The sequence below is a fragment of the Streptomyces sp. 130 genome (assembly GCF_007096885.1).
Taxonomy (GTDB): domain Bacteria; phylum Actinomycetota; class Actinomycetes; order Streptomycetales; family Streptomycetaceae; genus Streptomyces.
In genome coordinates this window covers 16013-34167 of sequence record NZ_VJNO01000046.1, presented here as the reverse complement: position 1 = coordinate 34167, position 18155 = coordinate 16013, and the positions used below count along the sequence as shown (strand labels likewise).

Here is an 18155-nt window from a genome sequence, read left to right as displayed (position 1 = left end):
TGGCTGGCGGAAATCCGACATGGGCGTCGGGCTGCCTGGAGGTTCCCGGCGCCCATGCCGGCTGTCTCATCCCCGCAGAGCCGAGGCGAAGATCCCGGGGAGCCGGGTCGCCCTCGGATCGGCCGTGTACGCGGTGAGCCGTTCCATGGTCGTGCGGCCGGTGCGGTTCGTGACGAAGTAGGGCGGGCGCGGGGACAGGGACGGGGAGCCGGTGAACAGGCCGCGCGGGGCGGGTGCGAAGGGGGCGCGTACGACCGTCTTCTCGACGTGCTCCAGCATGAACGCGTTGTGCACGAAGCCGACGCCGCTGCCGATGTCCTGGCGGCTGTGTCCGGGGAAGGCGCCCCAGGGGGTGTAGCCGAGGAGGAAGCCGAACGCCGACCAGCAGTTGACGCCGAGGGTGCCGTAGCGGAGGCCGGCGACCGCCTCCTCGACCGCGCGGCGGTGGGCGCGTTCGGTGCGGGGGTGGACCAGCAGGGTCGCGCCGAGGGTGCCGGGCAGCCGGTCGTTGGCGAACTCCGTTGCCGCGCGCAGGAACGCGGGGGCGTCGGCGCCCGGCAGGCGTACGACTCCGAGGGCGCTGGCGAACACCTCGATGTCCAGCATCGGGTCGCCCTCGTCCGTGATGTCGGGGACGAGCAGGCGGCAGGCGCCCTCGCCGTGGGTCTCGGCGTCCGGGTGGGCGCGGACGACCGCCCCGAGCCGGTCGGCGGCGCCGGGGTAGTAGTCGGCGCGGGGCGGCAGTTCGCGCAGGACCCGGCGGATCTCGGCGAGCAGCCGTTCGGTGCCGTCCCACTCGCGGGGGACGACGAGGATCTGGCTGGCGACGCAGTTGTGGCCGGAGTTGTTCATCTTGCTGGTGACGATGTGCTCGGCCTGGAAGCGGAAGTCCGCCGCGCTCCACGGTCCGGGGGTCACGACGCAGGGGCTGACGCCGCCGAGTTCGCTGGTGAACGGCTTGTCGTTGAGCGGGGTGTCCTCGCTCCTGCGCCGCTCGGCCTGGTCGTCGGTGCCCCAGACGATCGCGTCGTGGGTGCGCTCGCTGCCGGTGACGTGGATGGTGTCGACGCCGTCGTGGGTGGTGAGGTAGGCACCGGTCTCGGCGCCGCCGTCCACGAAGCGCACCCAGCCCTTCTCCACGAACTCGGCGAACACCTTCTCGAAGTGCGGGCGCAGGTAGGCGTTGACGGGGTTCATCTTGGCGAGGACGACCTCGCCCTGCGCGTACAGCTTGTGCAGGACGTCGAGCGGGGTGATGGCGGGGACGTTGCCCGCGCCCAGGACCAGGGCGACGGCCGGGCGGCCCGGCCGGCCCCGGTACTCCCCCGCCGCGTCGGCCAGCGCCTGCGCGCGGCTGGTCCCGGGCAGGGTCCACACCTCGGCGGTGAACCCGTTGAGCAGGAGGCGGTCCGGTCCGGTCGCCGGGAAGACGTCGACCAGGACGCGTCCGGCGCGTTCGCGGACGGCCTCGCGGCAGACCGGGTCCTGTCCGGCGGCCAGCCTGCGCAGCACGTGGAGGTAGGCGCTCACCGTCTGGGCCAGCGCCCAGGGGGCGGTGACCCAGTCCTCGGCGGCCCAGGCCGAGTCGGCGGCGTAGCCCTTCGCGGCGGCGGCGTCGGCGACCATGGCGGGGGCGGCCTCGGCGATGCGCGGGAGCATCCGCTCCAGGAGGGCGACGCGTTCGGTGAGCGGGGTGGCGGTCCAGGTGCCGGCCCGGTCGCGCAGGCCGGCGACGGCGAGGTCGAGCGAGCTGTTGTCGAGTGCGGGGGCGGCGCTCACGGGCGGGCTCCTTGGGTGGGTGCGGTGGGGGGAGGGTCAGGGGGTCGGGCGGGAGGCGTCGCGGGCCGGGTCGATGAGCCAGAAGGATGCCGCGGCCCCCAGGACGAGGAGGAGGCCGGAGAGCACGACGGCGTTCTGGTAGCCGCCGGTCCCCTGGGCGTCGACGAGGGCGCCGACGACGGCCGGGGCGGCCAGGCCGGCCATGGTGACCAGGGCGTTCATGACGCCCAGCGCGCCGCCGGCCCTGTTCGCCGGGGCGAGTTCGCTGACGGTGGTCGCCGCGACGGCCGCGTACGAGCCGCCGAACCCGAAGCCGAGGGCGATGAGCACGGTCTTGGCCGTGGAGCCGTCCGCGAGCGGCACGGCCAGGCAGCACAGGGCGCCGAGCGCGAGGAGTGTGCCGCCGACCCAGCCCCGGGCGCGGCGGCTGCCGACGCCGCGCCGCATCAGCCGTCCGGTGACACCGGCCTGGGCGAGCAGGACGACGGCGCCGATGGTCCACGGGGCGACGACGACGGTGCCCGCCTCGCCGGCCGTGTAGCCGAGGGCGTTGCGCAGGTAGGACGGCAGCCAGACCAGCATGAGGGCGACGGTCCAGTAACTGGTGAAGTAGGCGAAGGTGGCGCCGATCCAGGTGCGGCTGGTGAGGATCGCGCGGTAGGAGGCCCGGGCGGCGGGCGCCTCCTCGCGCACCGGCGTTCGGGCGGTGCCGACGCGGTGTCCGCCGTCCGCGCCGAGCACCTGCCAGAGGGCGGCCCAGACCAGGCCCACGCCCGCCAGCACCCACAGCGCCGTGCGCCAGCCGTGGTGCTGGATGACCCAGGACAGGCCGGGCGCGGAGGTGATCACCCCGAGCGTGACGCCCAGGGTGATCAGGGCGCCCGGCAGGTTGCGCCGGTCGTTCGGGAACCAGGCGAAGGTGGCCTGCTGCGCCACGGGGAAGGCCGGGCCCTCGGCCGCGCCCAGGAAGACCCGGGAGGCGACGAGGACGGCGAGGCCGCCGCCGATCGCGGCGGGCACCTGGGCCACGGACCAGAGCAGCGCCATGAGCAGCAGCAGGACCTTCGGCGGGACCCGGTCGGCGGCGAGGCCGACCAGGACGGCGGCGACGGAGAAGAGCAGGAAGAACGCGCCGTTGACGAGGCCGAACTGAGTGGCGCTCAGGTGCAGGTCCGCGCGGATCTCGTCGGCGGCCAGGCCGAGCACGGACTTGTCGGCGAAGTTGACCATCATGAAGACCACGAGGAGCACGGTCACCGTCCAGGCCCGGTTACGGGTGCCGGCGGGTGCCACCGCTGCGGTGGGGTGCTGGGGCCGTTCGATCGGTGCCGCGGTCATGGGATCTCCTGGGAAGGGGGTGCGGAGGGGGTCAGGAGAGCGGCACGCCGGCGATGGCGATGCGCTCCATGATCCGGCGCTGCGGGAAGTAGTCGTTGATCGCGTAGTGCTGGGTGGCGATGTTGTCCCAGACGGCGATCGAGTCGGCCTCCCAGTGGAAGCGGACCTGGTACTCGGGGATGCGGGCCTGGAGGACCAGGATGTCGAGCAGTTCGCGGCTCTCGGCGTCGGACAGGCCCTTGATCCGGGTGGTGAACGGCTCGTTGACGTAGAGGGTCTTGCGGCCGCTGCGCGGGTGGCGGACCACGACGGGGTGCTCGACCTGGGGCCAGGACTTGCGGAACTCGGCCTTCTGCTCGTCGTTCATCAGGGCGCCCCAGCTCGGTGCCCAGTCGTGGACGGCGGTGAGGTCCTCGATCCGTGCCTTGAGGTCGTCCGGCAGGTTGTCGTACGCGGCGGCCATGTCCGCCCACATCGTGTCGCCGCCCGCACCGGGCACCTCCACGGCGCGCAGGACGGAGCCGAGGGCCGGGTTGACCATGAACGAGTGGTCGCTGTGCCAGATGTTCTTGTTGCCCGCGGCCTTGGCGTCCTTGGCGAGGCGCGAGACGCCGGCCGTCCCGGTCTTCGGGAAGAACGGGTTGGGCTCGGGCGGGCCCCAGACGCCGGACAGGGCGAGCTGGTGGTCGGCGGTGAAGCCGGTCTGCGCGCGGAAGAAGACCACCTTCCACTCCAGCAGCGCCTGGCGCAGCTCCTCGGCGAGCTCGTCGGTGATCGGGCGGGTCAGGTCGACCCCGCCGAGCACGGCGCCGAAGTGCGGGGTGAGCGGGCTGATCTCGATCTGCCGGTACGTGGCCGGCTCGGCGCCGGGCGCGAGCCGTTCGAGGGTCCGGCTCCCGTAGTGCATGAGCGGCTTGTCCAGGACCGGCTTGGGGTTCGTGACAGCGGTCTGCATGGGTGTTCCTCCCGGCGGTGCGCTAATTACGTAACGAGCAGTATCGATATAGCCGGGCGGCGGGGCAAGGGGTGTGGCGGGTTGATTTGCCGGCGGATCCGGTGACCGTCCGGGGGTGGGTCCGTGACGGCCGGACCGGTGCGCGGGCATGCCGAAGCGCCCGGCGGGGAACCGGGTCACGAGCGGGGGGCGTTACGCCGGGGCGGCGACCGCGCGGCCGATCAGGTCCACCACGGAGTCGACCAACCGCTGGTCCGGCAGGCGCTGTTCGCCGACCATGCGGAAGACCAGCGAGGCGGCGACGAGCGTCGCGGCGGCGGCGATGTCGACGTCGGCCCGGACGTCGCCGCGCGCCACACCGCGCTCCAGGAGGTGGCGGGTCTCGCTCATCACGCGGGCCGTGTAGGCGCGGTACGCGCCCGGCTCGGCGCCCGCCTCCGACGCCGAGCCGATCACTCCGGCGAGCAGCCGCGAGACGCCCGGCTGCCGGTACGCCTCCATGCGCGCCGTCAGCACGGCGCGCAGCTCGGCCCGGAAGTCGCCCATGTCGGGGACGGTCAGCGGCCCGATCCGGGACTCGGCGGCGGCCAGGACGAGATCCTGCTTGGTGGCCCAACGCCGGTACATGGCCGGTTTGCTGACGCCGGCCCGGGCCGCCACCGCGTCCATCGTCAGGGCGCCCATGCCGTTCTCCGTCACCAGCTCCACGACGGCGTCGAGGACGGCCCGGGTGACGCGCTCCTCGCGGGGTCTGCCGGGACCCCGCCGCGCCCTGGTCACCTGTTCGTCGGCCATGCCCCGACCCTACGCGGGCCGGGCCCGCTCCCGGCCGCGGGGGTGCGGGCCCGGGCTCACCGCGCCAGCTCGTCGCGCAGCACGTGCTTGGTGATCTTCCCGGACGGGGTGCGGGGCAGGGCGGGGCGCAGGACCAGCTCGCGGGGCACCTTGTAGCGGGCGATCCGGGGTTCCAGCCAGGCGCGGACGGCCTCCAGGCCGAGCGAGGCGCCCTCGCGCGGGACGACGACGGCGACCACGGTCTCGCCCCACTGCGGGTGGGGCCGGCCGACGACGGCGACGTCCAGGACGTCGGGGTGGCCGCGCAGGGCGCCCTCCACCTCCTGCGAGGCGACGTTCTCGCCGCCGGTGATGATCACGTCCTTCATCCGGTCCACGACCGTGACGAACCCGTCCTCGTCGACCCGGCCCAGGTCGCCGCTGCGGTACCAGTCGCCCGCGAACGCCTCGGCGGTGGCCTTCTCGTCGTCCAGGTAGCCGACCATGCGGGTGTCGGAGCGCAGCCAGATCTCGCCGGTCTCCCCCGCCCCCGCGTCGGCGCCGTCCTGGCGGACGACCCGCAGCTCGACCCCGGGCATGCCGCCCCGGCCGATCGCACCGGCCTTGGCGACCTGCTCGGCGGGCGGGAGCGAGGCGCCGACGGGGCCCGTCTCGCTCATCCCGTACACCTGGTGGAAGTTCTCGGAGCCGTACGCCTTCATGAGGCGGCGCGCGGTGTCCGCGTCGAGCGGTCCCGCGCCGTAGATCCAGGCCCGCACGGACGAGAGGTCGTACGAGGCGAAGTCGGGGACCGCCTGCGTCGGCGCGATCAGGGCGATCGGGGCGCCGAACATCGCGGTGACCCGTTCGCGCTGGATGACCTCCAGCATGCCCCGGGGCTCGTACTCGCGCTGGAGCACCAGCGTGCCGCGGGTCAGCAGCGTGCCCATCACCCAGTTGTTGAGCGGGGAGGCGTGCCAGACGGGCATGCAGATCAGGAACCGCTCGTCCCGGCGCAGCGGGATGGCGGCGGCGGTGTAGGCGGCCGTCAGGGTGATCGTCCGGTGGGTGTGGACGCAGCCCTTGGGCGTGCCGGAGGTGCCCGAGGTGTACAGGATCTGCGCGACCTCGCCATCCGTCCCCGGCTCCCCGGTCCACGGCTCGGCTGCCGCGATCCGCGCCTCGAACGCGTCGGCGGGCAGGGCCTCGGGCGTGGCGTCGGGGTGGCTGACCAGCCAGGTCGCCCCGGCGTCGGCGGCGGTGGCGCGCTCCCCGATCTCCGCGTCGACCACGGCGATCCTGGCCCCGCAGTGGGCCAGCTGGCGTGCCACCTCGGCGGTCTGGAGCTTGTGGTTGACCGGGACCAGGGTGGCGCCCGCGTACCAGGCTCCGAACGCGGCGAACAGGAAGGCCGGGGTGTTGTGCGTCATCACGGCCAGCCGGTCGCCGGGCCGGAGCCCGGCCTCCCGGAGCACGGTCGCGGCCCGGCGGGCCGCGTCGGCGAATTCCCGGTAGGACCACCGCTGCTCACGGTAGACGACCGCTTCGTGGTCGCCGGCCGAGCGGACGGCGCTGTCCAGCAGGCTACTGAGGTGCATCACGTTCTCCTGACGAGCCGGACCGTGCGAACGGACCATGGTGGGAAACTCTGAATGATGGTTCACTTCTTTCATGGCCTACCGCAAGACCCCAGCCGAAATAAGTCGGCTCGAAGCAGCCAGGGAGCATCTGATCGCCGCCGCCACCTCGGTGGTCACGGAGGTCGGCTGGTCGCAGGCGTCGGTCACCGCCGTCGCCGACTCGGCCGGCATCGCCGCCGGCTCCGTCTACCAGCACTTCTCGTCCAAGGCGGCCCTGGCCGTCGAGGTGTTCCGGCGGGCCGCCGGCCGTGAGGTCGAGGTCCTGGGCGAGGTGCTGCGCGAGCCGGGGACACCGGTCGAGCGGCTGGCCCGGGGCGTCGAGGTCTTCGCCCGCCGCGCCCTGGAGAACCGGGGCCTGGCCTACGCGCTGCTCGCCGCCCCGGCCGATCCGGCGGTCGGCGCCGAACGCCTCGCATACCGCCGCCGCTACCGCGCCCTGTTCGCCGATGTCGTCCAGCAGGGCATCGAGGACGGTCTGCTGCCCGCGCAGAACGGCGAGATCACCGCCGCCGCGCTCACCGGCGCGGTCGGCGAGGTCCTGGTCGATCCGCTCGGCGCCGGCGACGGCGAGACCGCCGAGACGCTGCTCACCGAACTCGTCGCGATGGCCCTGCGCTGCGCGGGCGCCCCGCCCGCACAGCAGCCCTGACACCCTTCCCACCAGGAGGTTCCCGTGCCCGACACCACCGCTCCCCGCAGCACCCCCTCGGCCGCGACCCACGAAGTGACCAACCAGGCACCGCCGTTGACCGGGCACGACGTGGCCGACGACGCGGTGCTCCTGGAGGGCCTGCGCCGCGAGGGCGCCGAGTGGCACACCGAGGACCTGCACCGGCTCGGCCGCCTCGTCGGCAGTGCGCAGGCCCAGGAGTGGGCCGAGCAGGCCAACGTCAACGAGCCCGTGCTGCGCACCCACGACCGCTACGGCCACCGCGTCGACGAGGTGGACTTCCACCCCGCCTACCACCACCTGATGAACGCCTCGGTGAGCGCCGGCCTGGCCGGCGCCGCCTGGGCCGACGAGCGCCCCGGCGCACACGTGGCGCGCGCGGCCGGCTTCATGGTGATGTCGACGCTGGAGGCGGGCCACCTGTGCCCGGTCTCCATGACGTACGCCGTCGTCCCGGCGCTGCGCCACGCCCCCGACCTGGCGAAGACGTACGAACCGCTGCTGACCAGCCGGGTGTACGAGGCCGGGCTGCGCACCCCCGCCGAGAAGCCTGGCCTGCTCGCCGGGATGGGCATGACGGAGAAGCAGGGCGGCACCGATGTGCGCGCCAACAGCACCGTGGCCACCGAGGCGGGTGACGGGACCTGGCGGCTGCGCGGGCACAAGTGGTTCACCAGCGCCCCGATGAACGACCTCTTCCTGGTCCTCGCCCAGGCGCCGGGCGGCCTGTCCTGCTTCCTGGTGCCGCGCGTCCTGCCCGACGGCAGCCGCAACACCTTCCGCATCCAGCGGCTCAAGGACAAGCTCGGCAACCGGTCCAACGCCAGCAGCGAGCCCGAGTTCGACGACACGGTCGCCTGGCTCGTCGGCCCGGAGGGCAAGGGCGTGCGCACCATCATCGACATGGTGACGATGACCCGCCTGGACTGCGTCATCGGCTCGGCCGCCGGCATCCGCGCCGCGCTCGCCCAGGCCGCCCACCACGTGCGCCACCGCTCGGTGTTCGGCGCCAAGCTGATCGACCAGCCGCTGATGCGCAATGTGATCGGCGACCTCGCGGTCGAGTCCGAGGCGGCCACCACGCTCGGGCTGCGCCTCGCCGGCGCCGCCGACCGGGCGCAGCGCGGCGACACCGGCGAGCGGGCGTTCCTGCGGCTGGCCACGGCGGTGTCCAAGTACTGGGTGTGCAAGCGCCAGCCGGTCGCGGTCGCGGAGGCGCTGGAATGCCTCGGCGGCAACGGTTACGTCGAGGAGTCGGGCATGCCGCGCATGTACCGGGAGGCGCCGCTCAACGGCATCTGGGAGGGCTCGGGCAATGTGAACGCGCTCGACCTGCTGCGCGCGATGGCCCGGGAGCCGGAGTCGCTGGACGCCTTCCGCGCCGAGGTCGAGGCCGCCTCGGGGGCGGACCGCCGGCTGGACGCGGCCTGGCGGGAGCTGCGCGGCGAGCTGGTCCTCACCGAGGACGCCCCGCTGCGGGCCCGTCGGCTCATCGAGCGCGCGGCGCTGGTGCTCCAGGGCTCGCTGCTCGTCCGGCACGCGCCGGCGGCGGTCGCCGACGCGTTCTGCGCCTCGCGGCTGGCCGGGGACCGGGGGCTCGCCTTCGGCACCCTGGCGCCGGACACCGACTTCGCGGGTCTGCTGGAGCGGCTGCCCGCGTAAGCACCCCTGAACGGAGCCGGACCGCCCCCTCCTAGCGGGCGTCCGGCTCCGTTTCCATGAGCGCCCGCACCTCGGCCACATGGACCGCGCCCGCCGGGTAGGGCAGAGCCCGCGCCAGGTCATCGGCACGGGCCAGCGCCTCGCGCGCCGCGTCGGCGTCACCGAGCCGGTGCAGGGCCAGGGCGCCCCTGAACGGAGCCGGACCGTCCTCCTGCTACCGGGCGTCCGGCTCCGTTTCCATGAGCGCCCGCACCTCGGTCACATGGACCGCGCCCGCCGGGTAGGGCAGAGCCCGCGCCAGGTCATCGGCACGGGCCAGCGCCTCGCGCGCCGCGTCGGCGTCACCGAGCCGGTGCAGGGCCAGGGCGAGGACCGTGCGCGCGTCCGCCTCGGCGATGCGCTCGCCCGTCCGGGCGGCACGGGCGACCTCGTCGGCCGCCAGCCGGCGCGCCGGTCCCGGGCGGCCACTGTGCAGCCGGGCCCAGGCCGTGAGCACCGGCACGTCCCGCTCATGGCCCTCCAGGGCGCGCCGCGCCTGGCCGGGCAACCCGTCGCGCAGGGCGAGTTCGGCGCGGGCCGCCCGCACCTCGTGGCCCGCCTGCCGGTCCACGAGCCCCGGCGACGACTCGGCGCGGTCCAGCAGCGCGGCGGCGCCCGCGGCGTCCCCGGTGCGCATCCGGACCAGGGCGAGCGCCGCCAGGGTGTAGGGCAGGCACCAGGCGTCGGCCTGCTCGGCGCCCGCGACCGCCGCCTCGGCGAGGGTGCGCGCGGTGCCGGACTCCAGGAGGAGGAGCCGCAGTTCGGCGAGGTTGGCGCGTTCGAAGGCGGCGCCGGCCAGGTCGCCCGACTGCTCGACGAGGTCGAGGGCCCGCTGTCCCGTGGCCACCGCCCGGTGCAACTGGCCGCCGCGCCGCTGGTTCTCCCGCAGCGTCGACAGGGACTGCCCGAGGAGGGTCGGGTCGCCGTACGCCTCGGCCGACTCCAGGGCGAGGCGGGCCGCTTCGTGGGCCTCGTCCAGCCGGCCGCTGAGCCCGAGGATGCTGGCCCGCTGCGAGTGGGCCCTGGCCCGCAGGCCCTCCCCCGCCCGTCCGGTCACCGGCCGCGCGGCCTCCAGGGCCTGCCGGGAAGCGGCGTGCGCCTCCTCATACCGCCCCTGGACGCGGCAGAGCACGGCCTGGGCCAGGAAGTGGCCGGCGGCCGCCTCCGGCGGGGTGGAGCCGGTGACCGGGTGCGCGGCCAGGACCTCCCGGCCGGCCTCGGGCAGGCCGGTGCGCCCGAGGGTGTCGGCGAGCCAGGCCGCCGCGAGCACGATGTCCTCGTGGTCGCCGCGCCGGACGAACTCGTCCAGGGCGAGGCGCAGCACCTCGGCGGCCTGGGCGAAGTTTCCCATGCGACGCAGCACCTGGCTGTGGGCGAGGCGGGCGCGGGCGGCGTCCACGTCGAGCCGGGCGACCAGGTCGCGGTAGTAGCGGTCCGCGGTGTCGTTGGCGAAGAGGGCGGCGGCCCGTGCGGCGGCGCGGCGCAGGTATTCGGCGGCGCGCGGGTCGTCGGCGCGGGTGAAGTGGGAGGCGAGGGTGTCCACGGCGTCCGGGCGGCGGCGGAGCACCGCCTGGGCGAAGGCGCCGTGCAGCTGCCTGCGGCGGACGGCGGAGAGCTTCTCGTAGCAGGTGAGGCGGACCAGCGGGTGGCGGAAGGTCAGCCCCGCCTCCGGCCGGCCGTCCACCACGATGTCCCGTTCCTCGATCAGCGAGGCGGCCATGGCGCGTTCCAGCGCGTCGGTGGCGGCGCCCCCGGTGACGGCGGGGTCGAGCCCGTGGGCGGCGACGTCCAGCAGTTCCGACAACGATGTCTCCGGTCCGGCCACGCAGAGCGCCTCGACGATTCTCCGGGTGTCGAGATCGAGCCGCGCCAGCCGGTCCGCGACGAGCTGCCGGACCCCGTCCGGGGCCACGGTCCCGGCGCCGTCGGCCATGCCGTGGGCCAGCTCGACGGCGAACAGCGGGTTGCCGAGGGACAGTTCCCAGATCCGGTCCGGGGCGCCGGTCGCGGGGGCGGCCGTCAGCCCGACCGTGTCGCGTACGACGGCGAGGCACGCCTCCTGGTCCAGGCGCGGGACGTCCTCGCGGGCGGCGAGGCCCTGCCGGACGAGGGAGGACAGGCCGGCGGAGCGCGGGTCGCCGTCGGGAATCTCCTCCTCGCGGTACGTCACGAGGAACCGCCAGCCCTCGGTCTGCGCCGCCCGCCGGGCCAGGTGGCTCAGCAGCTGGAAGGAGCCCAGGTCCGCGGCGTGCAGGTCGTCCAGCACGATCAGCACCGGCTGCACGGAGGCCAGTTCGCCGAGCAGGCCGGCCGTGGCCCGGAAGAGGCGGTCGCGCTCCTCCTCGGGGCTGCGCTCGGAGTCGGCGCGGACCCGGCCCAGGGCGGGCAGGAAGGCGGCCAGTTCGGGATACTCGCCGCCGACGCGGGCGCGTTCCGCCTCGTCGCGCTCGGCGAGCCAGCCGTCCAGCGCCTCGGCGAAGGCCCCGTAGGGGGTGTGCCCCTCCGCGTCGTGCCCGCCGCCCCACAGGACGGCGGTGCCGGAGGCCGCCGCCTGCCGGGCCACCTCGGCGACCAGCCGGGTCTTGCCCACTCCGGCCTCTCCGGTGAGCACCCGGACGACCGGCGCTCCGTCCGGCGCGAGCAGCCGGTCCAGCTCGGCGGCGCGCCCGCGCAGCGGGGTGGCGGCCGGGGTCCGGAGCGAGGCGGGCAGGGCGGGCGCGGTCGGCGGTCCGGCCGGCTCCGCCGCGAGGGCCGCGCGGTGCAGGCGCTCGGTCTCCGGGTCCGGCCGGACCCCCAGCTCGGCGTCGAGGGCCGTCCGGCAGACGTGGTACTGGCGCACCGCGCGGCGGCGCAGCCCGAGCCGGGTGTAGGCGTCGATGAGGATCTGGTGCGCCGGCTCCTCGGCCGGGTTCGCCGCGAGGACCTGCTCCGCGACGGCGACGGCCTCCTCGGCGGCGCCCGCCTCCAGCCGGGCCGCCGCGAGCCCGAGGAGCAGCTTCTCCTTGAGCTCGGCGAGTTCGGAGCGCCGGCCCTCGGCCCAGTCGGCGTAGCGGTCGTCGGGGAGCAGCTCGCCGGAGAACAGCTCCAGGGCCCGGGCCAGGGCGGCCTCGTCACCGGTGGCGAGGGCGGCGCGCGCGGCGTCCTCGGCGTGGTCCACGTCGACCCGGACCGTGCGGGGGTCGAGGCAGAGCAGGGGCCCGTCCGAGACGAGGTAGGAGGACGCGGCGCGCGAGGCGAGCTCGGGCTCCAGGGCGCGGCGTGCGGCGTGGAGGGCGACGCGCAGGCTGCCCTGGGCGGCCTGGGGGTCGGAGTCGGGCCAGCAGACGTCCATGACCTGCTCGCGGTGGAGCCGGTGTCCGGGGACGACGGCGAGCAGCTTCACCAGCGCCTGAGCGGTGAGTCTCGGCCACCGGGCGGCGGGCGCGGGGCCGCCGTCGCGAGTGACGTCGAAGCCACCGAGGAGGCGTATGCGGAGCAGTGGTGCTGTCGGGCCGGTGCCCGCTGTCTGGCGCGCGTTCATGAGGGCGCCACTTTAACCGGACGCGCTGAGGACCCTCCGGGCGGTGCCCGGAGGGTCCTGTGGTTCACACGGTGGAGACGGGCTCAGGAGAGCTTGTACGTCGCCATCTTGGGCGTCCCGTCGCTCTGGATGAGGTAGCGGCCGCCTACGAGTTCGGCGGACTGGTCCGCGCCCCGCTCGTCGAAGTTGAGCGTGACGACCTCGTCGACCCCGTCACCGTCGAAGTCGGCGGCGAGGTAGTTGCGGGCGGAGAAGGAGCCGGTGCCGGCGGTCCGCCCGAGCGCGTCCGGGTACGGCATCTCGCCGTCGAGCAGGCTCGGGTCCCAGAGGTAGACACCGCCCTGGACACCGGTGACGACCACCCTCTGGCCGCCGGGGGCGGTCAGCCAGCCACCGGACCGCGAGTCCGGCGTCAGGAACAGCGTGTGGTCCTCGCCGCCCGGCAGGAACGACCGGACGGTCGCGGCGCCGGCCTGCATCAGGGTGCCGTCACCGTCGAAGTAGTTGCCGTGCGTCCAGAGCCCGCCCATGTAGGTGCGGTGCAGCATCTCGCCGGTGCGGCCGTCGCGGATCTCCATGACGTTGTACGGGAGCAGCGCGTCGGAGCCGTTGGCGCCCAGGGGCGCCCACGCGATCCAGGTGTAGACGACGGCGTGGCCGTCGGCGTAGGGGATCTCGGGCGAGGCGTACACCGCGTGGTCGAGGATGCCGCCGCGCAGCTTGCCGTCCTGCGCGCTCGCGGGGGCCTTGGGCTCGATGGACCAGCCCTCCGCCCCGGTCTTCGCGTCGAGCCGTACCGCCCTCATGACGGGGGCGTCGAGCTCGATGGAGTCGGCGCTGGTGTACTGCACGTACACCTGGCCGTCGCCCGTCGACGGGTCGGAGAAGCTGACGTCGCCGGCGCTCTCGGGCGCGGAGTACGTCCAGAGCGCCCTGCCGTTGCCCTTGTAGGCGCGCAGCGCGTCGGTCGGGACGAGGATGTCGGCCTTCTTGTCACCGTTGACGTCGCTGAGCACGACGGACCGGACGTACTGGCCGCCTCCGTCGATCGTCGTCAGGACGTCGCCGGTCCGCGAGTCGAGCACGACGACGGCGCTGTCCGCGGCGACGACGATCTCCGGCTGCTTGTCCCCGGTCACGTCCGCGGTCTCGATGCGGTGCACCGAACCCGGGAGGGCGGCCTGCCACAGCTTCTTCGGCTTGCCGTTCAGCAGCGAGGTTCCGGAGTAGGCCCAGACGCCGTGCGCGTTGCCGCCACCGACGAAGTCGGCCTTCTTGTCGCCGTCGACGTCGACGCTCTGCGCGTACGCCATGTCGGCCTGGAGCGGTGTGAGCCGCTGCTCGGCGCCGTCCTTGAAGTCGTACGTGCGGACGTTCTGGTCCCCGTCGACGACGCGGATGTGGCGGCCGCTCTTGTCCTTGAAGACGTCCTGGAAGGTGGGGGACGCGGTGGCACCCTTCGTCTGCCAGCGCACCTTGCCCTTGCCGGAGAAGACCGTCAGCGACGCGTAGCGCCCGCTCACGTTCGCGGCCGTACCGATCCCGGAGTCGTCCTGGGCGGCGGCGACGAGCTTCTTGTTGACGACGTCGAGCCGCCAGGTGCTGGGGCCGTTCTGGGGGTTGTCGGCGCCGCGCTTGGTGGTGTGCTGCCAGAGCGCGGTCTCCGGGTCCGCACCGTCCAGGACGCGGATGGTGCTGGCGCTCACGAAGAGGCTGTCCGTCAGGGAGGACTCGCTGACGGCGTACTCGGCCTTCTTGTTGCCGGTCAGGTCACCGACCGTGAAGGCGGTGGGCAGCACGTTGACGCGGCTGTCCAGGGTGGTACGGCGGCCGTCGCCGAGGTCGTAGGCGACGATCTCGTAGCGGATCTCGTCGTTGGGGTCGGTCTGCTCCACGGCGACGAGCTGGTTGCGCCCGGCGTCCATGCGCAGCTGCCGGCTGTAAAGCGCGCTGTCCTGCTGCCAGACGACGGAACCGTCGTTGACGTCGAGTACGAGGGTGCGGCCGCGCGCGGTGGTGATCTCCGTCTTCCGCAGGTCCCAGGAGACGGCCACCTTGCCGTTGCCGAGGTCCTGGAGCGCGCCCCAGGTGGCGGGCTGGACTTCGTCGGTGTCGTACGTCCAGGTGCTGGACTCGGTCAGCTTGCCGTCGGCGTACGAGAAGCGCGTACCGGTCAGCTGCGCCGTCTCGGACGTCGAGGCACTGCCGTTCATGCGCGGGGCGTTGCCGACGAGCAGGGTGCCGTCGACGACCTGGACCATGGTCGCGTAGGAGTAGAACTTCGACCAGAGGGTGTTCCCGGTCCTGCCGTCGAGAATGGTGACGATCGTGCCCGAGGTCATCTTCGTGCCCGGGATGGTGACGCCGGACGGCGGGTTCTCACCCACGCTGGCCGAGAAGACGACATCCGGCACACCGTCACCGGACAGGTCACCGGTGCCGTACCCCTGGTCGGAGGCGGGGGTGAAGGGGCTGACGGCGTTGTAGCCCATCTGGACGAGCGGCGGGTACAGCTCCCTGTCCCACGCCCGGAGCGGCTTGACGCCCCAGTCGGCGTACAGCGACGTGGCGGTACGGGACCACTGCTCGGTGCCGTCGGCGGTGGAGCGCGCGACGTGGCCGAGGCTGTGCAGGGTGAAGTAGTCGCCGTTCTTGCTGTCGGCGGGCATCGTGGCGCCGAAGCCCTTCACGCCCTCGACGGACGAGGTGGACGTCATGGTGACGTTGGCGGCGGCCTCGGTCGTGGCGTCCTGCGGAGCGGCGCTCTTGGCGGCGGCGTCCGGGTGCGATCCGCCGGTGGTGCCGGTGACCTTCGCCGGGTCGCTCGTGTCGATGCCGACCGCGTCGTCGCCGTACAGGTCGACCTGGAGGCGGTCCGTCAGCTTCTTGGCCTGGGCGCTGGTGAGGCGCATGCCGTGGGTGCCGTCACCGCTGTCGGCGGCCAGGGCGTGCGGGGCGGCGGTCAGGGCCAGGCCGGCCGCGACCAGTCCGGAGGCGAGGCGCAGGGCGCGCCGCGAGGTGTGGGCTCTCATCACTTGTCTTCCTGCGCGAGGTGGACGGCCGAACCGGCGGTCAGGACCGGCTGGTCGAAGGAGTACTGCAGGGCGTCGTCGCCGGTCTGGTTCTCGATGCCCACCGTGGCGCCCGCGCCGCGGTCGGCGACGGACTTGTACTGGAGGGTGACCGAGCCGGTGGCCTCGTCGAAGACGGCCTCGAAGGTGGCGCGGTCGCCGGAACCGTCGGCGTAGGCGGCGTTGTTCCAGACGATGGCGAAGGAGCGGTTGCCCTTCGAGCCCTTGACCGCGGTCTGCACGCTGGACTTCTTGTCGAGGAGCAGGTCGTCCCAGAGGGCGGCGACGGTGCCGTTCGGCCGGGCGGCCGAGGGGAGCGCCACGTTGGCGTAGTCGCCGATGCGCGGCTCCAGGAAGTTGATCAGACCGTTCGTGGAGACGGAGGCGCTGGTGTACGAGACGCCGTACAGCTTGACCGGGAAGGGCAGCGAGACCGTCTTCGCGTCCTCGTCACCGGTGAGCGCCACCTTGGTGGAGCCCTTGATCCAGGAGTACGTGGCCGGGGTGCAGGTGTTGCCGTAGGCGTCCGTGCGGTTCGGGAGCTTCACGTTCGCCGTCTTGTCGCCGTCGACGGTCAGGGCGCCGCGCGAGACGCCGTTGCACAGGACCGGAGCGGCGGGCGTCACGGTGAGGGTGTAGCTGCCCTCGGAGACGGCCGGCAGGGTGTAGGTGCCGTCGGTGGCGGTGGTGACCGCGGGCACCGGGGAGCCGGCGACCTGCACGGTGGCCTTGGCGAGCGGGCGGCCCTGGACGTCGAGGACCTTGCCGGAGACCTTGTGCGCGGGGACCGCGTCGAGCGAGAAGTCCTTGCCGAGGGCCTGGCCCGCGGTGACCGTGACGTCGGAGACGGTGGCCGGGGCGTAGCCGTAGCCGCTCAGCTCGAAGGAGTACGTGCCCGGCGCGAGCGTGAACCGGTAGGTGCCGTCGGCGTGGGTGCTGACCGTACGGGTGCCGGTGGCGCCGGTGGCCTCGATGGTGATGCCGGACAGGGCGGCGCCGGTGGCCTTGCTGGTGACCTTGCCGGTCATCGTCGCGGCGGTGTGCGGGGCCTTGTCGACGGACGCGAGGATGTCGAGCTTGCCCTCGCCCCAGACGTTGTTCATCTCGGCGGTGCCGCCGCAGTGGGTGTCGTCCACGTCGGTCGCGCCCTCGTTCAGCAGGGCGCGGGTGGCGTCGATGTCACCGATGAGCGAGGGGGCGGCGGACCACAGCAGGGCCACCGCGCCCGCGAGGTGCGGGGTCGCCATCGACGTACCGGAGATGGTGTTGTACGCGCTGCCCGGCCAGGTGGAGCGGACGTCGACGCCCGGCGCGGAGATGTTCGGCTTGGCCGAGCCGTCGACCGGCGAGGGGCCGAAGCCGGAGAAGTCGGCGATCTTGCCGTTCACGTCGTAGGCGCCGACGCCGTAGGACTCGGCCTGCGCCCCCGGCGGGTGGGTCGTCGAGCAGGTGAAGCCGTCACCGTCGTTGCCGGCCGCGAACGCCTCGAAGATGCCCGCGGCGTTCCAGGCGTTCAGGATCTCCGTGTAGAAGGTGCCGTCACCGCCCCAGGAGTTGTTGACGATGTTCGGTGCGAGGTCCGGACGCGGGTTCTGGCCGTTCTCGTCCGTCGGCGCGAGAATCCACTCGCCCGCCTTGAGCAGGTTGGCGTCCGCGCACAGGTCCGACTCGCAGCCCTTGGCGGCTATCCACTTCGCGTTGGGGGCGACGCCGACGCCGTTCTTGCCGACCATCGTGCCCATGGTGTGGGTGCCGTGGCCGTTGTTGTCGCAGGGCGCGTCGGTCGGGCACTGGCCGCTGGCGTCGTACCAGTTGTAGGAGTGGGTGAAGGAGCCGTCGCCGTTGTTGCCCCGGTAGTTGTCCACCAGGTCCGGGTGGTCGAACTGGACGCCCGAGTCCACGTTGGCGATGACGATGCCCTCGCCGCGGTCCTGGTAGTCGTCCCAGACCCGGTCGGCCTTGATGTCCTTGACACCCCACTCGGGGGCGCCTTCCTCCGCCGCCTGGGCCTTCGTGGCGGCCTTCACCGCCGCCTTCGTCTGGGCGGCCGTGGGCTGCGACACGATGTCGTCGAGCTTGTAGTGCTGCTCCTTGACGATCCGCTCGACGTCCGTGCGCTTCGCGAGCTGCTCGACGAGGTCCTTGTCCCCCGTGACCTTGACCGCGTTGGCGATCCAGAAACCCTCGTGGCCGACCTTCTTCTTGTCGAGGAAGGTGTTGAGCGACCGCTGGCTCTCGTGGGCCTTGGTCTTCAGCTCGTTGAACGCCGACTTCGCGCGGGCGGCGTGGCCGTGCTCGCGCTTGGCGGAGGTGAGGTCGGCCTTGTCCTTGAGGACGACGAAGAACGAACTCTCGCCGCCCTTGTCCACGGCCTTCAGCAGGGCGGAGTCGACCGGGGCGGTCGGGCCGGGGGCCGCGGCGGCGGACGGGGCGCCGGTCAGCAGGCCCGTGATGGTGAGCGCTGCTGCCGCCCATGCGGCGGTTCTCCGCCGGGGCGATCGGGACAGGTGCATCAAGATGCTCCTCCAGGAACTGTACGGGGGAGCTCGCACCTTAGGAGGGCGCCGTTACTCAGGCATTACAAGCCATTCAGGCGCCATCTCCCCGCCGTTCGAACCGGTTCACAGACTGTTCTCGGCCAATCTCGCGAACGGTTCGCCTGAGGCGCCGATGTGTCCGTTCGGCGCAACCCCGCTCGCGCCTGCCC

The 18155-nt window shown here is 73.5% G+C and carries 10 protein-coding genes; 2 read left to right on the top strand and 8 right to left on the bottom strand.

Features of this window, described 5'->3' with window-relative positions; genetic code table 11:
* Positions 1 to 66 precede the first annotated feature (66 nt).
* The 5 genes from FKN01_RS28275 to FKN01_RS28255 form a co-directional block, all read right to left on the bottom strand.
* Positions 67 to 1779, bottom strand: coding sequence for an aldehyde dehydrogenase family protein (locus FKN01_RS28275; RefSeq protein WP_143625496.1), 1713 nt, complete (start codon positions 1777 to 1779; stop codon positions 67 to 69).
* 36 nt (positions 1780 to 1815) lie between these two features.
* Positions 1816 to 3117: an MFS transporter gene (locus tag FKN01_RS28270; RefSeq protein WP_143625495.1), complete on the bottom strand. Its 1302-nt coding sequence runs from the start codon at positions 3115 to 3117 to the stop codon at positions 1816 to 1818.
* A 31-nt stretch (positions 3118 to 3148) separates the two neighbouring features.
* Positions 3149 to 4072 carry a TauD/TfdA family dioxygenase gene (locus tag FKN01_RS28265; RefSeq protein WP_143625494.1) on the bottom strand — a complete coding sequence of 308 codons (924 nt, stop codon included), beginning with the start codon at positions 4070 to 4072 and terminating at the stop codon, positions 3149 to 3151.
* Positions 4073 to 4264: 192 nt separating this feature from the next.
* Positions 4265 to 4867, bottom strand: coding sequence for a TetR/AcrR family transcriptional regulator (locus FKN01_RS28260; RefSeq protein WP_143625493.1), 603 nt, complete (start codon positions 4865 to 4867; stop codon positions 4265 to 4267).
* A gap of 56 nt (positions 4868 to 4923) precedes the next feature.
* Positions 4924 to 6444, bottom strand: a complete 1521-nt coding sequence (locus FKN01_RS28255; RefSeq protein WP_143625492.1) for a class I adenylate-forming enzyme family protein — start codon at positions 6442 to 6444, stop codon at positions 4924 to 4926.
* A gap of 73 nt (positions 6445 to 6517) precedes the next feature.
* Between FKN01_RS28255 and FKN01_RS28250 the strand changes: the two genes are divergently transcribed.
* Together FKN01_RS28250 and FKN01_RS28245 are read left to right on the top strand one after the other, a co-directional pair.
* Positions 6518 to 7135, top strand: a complete 618-nt coding sequence (locus tag FKN01_RS28250) for a TetR/AcrR family transcriptional regulator (protein WP_143625490.1) — start codon at positions 6518 to 6520, stop codon at positions 7133 to 7135.
* A gap of 24 nt (positions 7136 to 7159) precedes the next feature.
* Entirely contained in the window at positions 7160 to 8818 is a 1659-nt protein-coding gene (locus FKN01_RS28245; protein ID WP_143625488.1) for an acyl-CoA dehydrogenase family protein, read from the top strand.
* 214 nt (positions 8819 to 9032) lie between these two features.
* Here FKN01_RS28245 and FKN01_RS28240 read toward each other — a convergent pair whose 3' ends face one another.
* The 3 genes from FKN01_RS28240 to FKN01_RS28230 form a co-directional block, all read right to left on the bottom strand.
* The gene (locus tag FKN01_RS28240) at positions 9033 to 12377 is read right to left on the bottom strand and encodes an AAA family ATPase (protein WP_143625486.1); all 3345 of its coding nucleotides are present in this window, start codon (positions 12375 to 12377) and stop codon (positions 9033 to 9035) included.
* An 83-nt stretch (positions 12378 to 12460) separates the two neighbouring features.
* Positions 12461 to 15409, bottom strand: coding sequence for an FG-GAP-like repeat-containing protein (locus tag FKN01_RS28235; RefSeq protein WP_143625484.1), 2949 nt, complete (start codon positions 15407 to 15409; stop codon positions 12461 to 12463).
* Complete coding sequence (locus FKN01_RS28230) at positions 15409 to 17961, bottom strand: S8 family serine peptidase (protein WP_143625482.1); 2553 nt, start codon at positions 17959 to 17961, stop codon at positions 15409 to 15411. Before FKN01_RS28230 ends, FKN01_RS28235 begins: the two co-directional genes overlap by 1 nt.
* Between the last annotated feature and the right edge of the window lie 194 nt (positions 17962 to 18155).

What these genes read in the sequence shown, in the direction of transcription:
- FKN01_RS28270 (WP_143625495.1), bottom strand. Translation starts at nt 3,117, where the DNA reads ATGACCGCGGCACCGATCGAACGGCCCCAGCACCCCACCGCAGCGGTG.
- FKN01_RS28265 (WP_143625494.1), bottom strand. Translation starts at nt 4,072, where the DNA reads ATGCAGACCGCTGTCACGAACCCCAAGCCGGTCCTGGACAAGCCGCTC.
- FKN01_RS28260 (WP_143625493.1), bottom strand. Translation starts at nt 4,867, where the DNA reads ATGGCCGACGAACAGGTGACCAGGGCGCGGCGGGGTCCCGGCAGACCC.
- FKN01_RS28255 (WP_143625492.1), bottom strand. Translation starts at nt 6,444, where the DNA reads ATGCACCTCAGTAGCCTGCTGGACAGCGCCGTCCGCTCGGCCGGCGAC.
- FKN01_RS28250 (WP_143625490.1), top strand. Translation starts at nt 6,518, where the DNA reads ATGGCCTACCGCAAGACCCCAGCCGAAATAAGTCGGCTCGAAGCAGCC.
- FKN01_RS28240 (WP_143625486.1), bottom strand. Translation starts at nt 12,377, where the DNA reads ATGAACGCGCGCCAGACAGCGGGCACCGGCCCGACAGCACCACTGCTC.
- FKN01_RS28235 (WP_143625484.1), bottom strand. Translation starts at nt 15,409, where the DNA reads ATGAGAGCCCACACCTCGCGGCGCGCCCTGCGCCTCGCCTCCGGACTG.
- FKN01_RS28230 (WP_143625482.1), bottom strand. Translation starts at nt 17,961, where the DNA reads ATGCACCTGTCCCGATCGCCCCGGCGGAGAACCGCCGCATGGGCGGCA.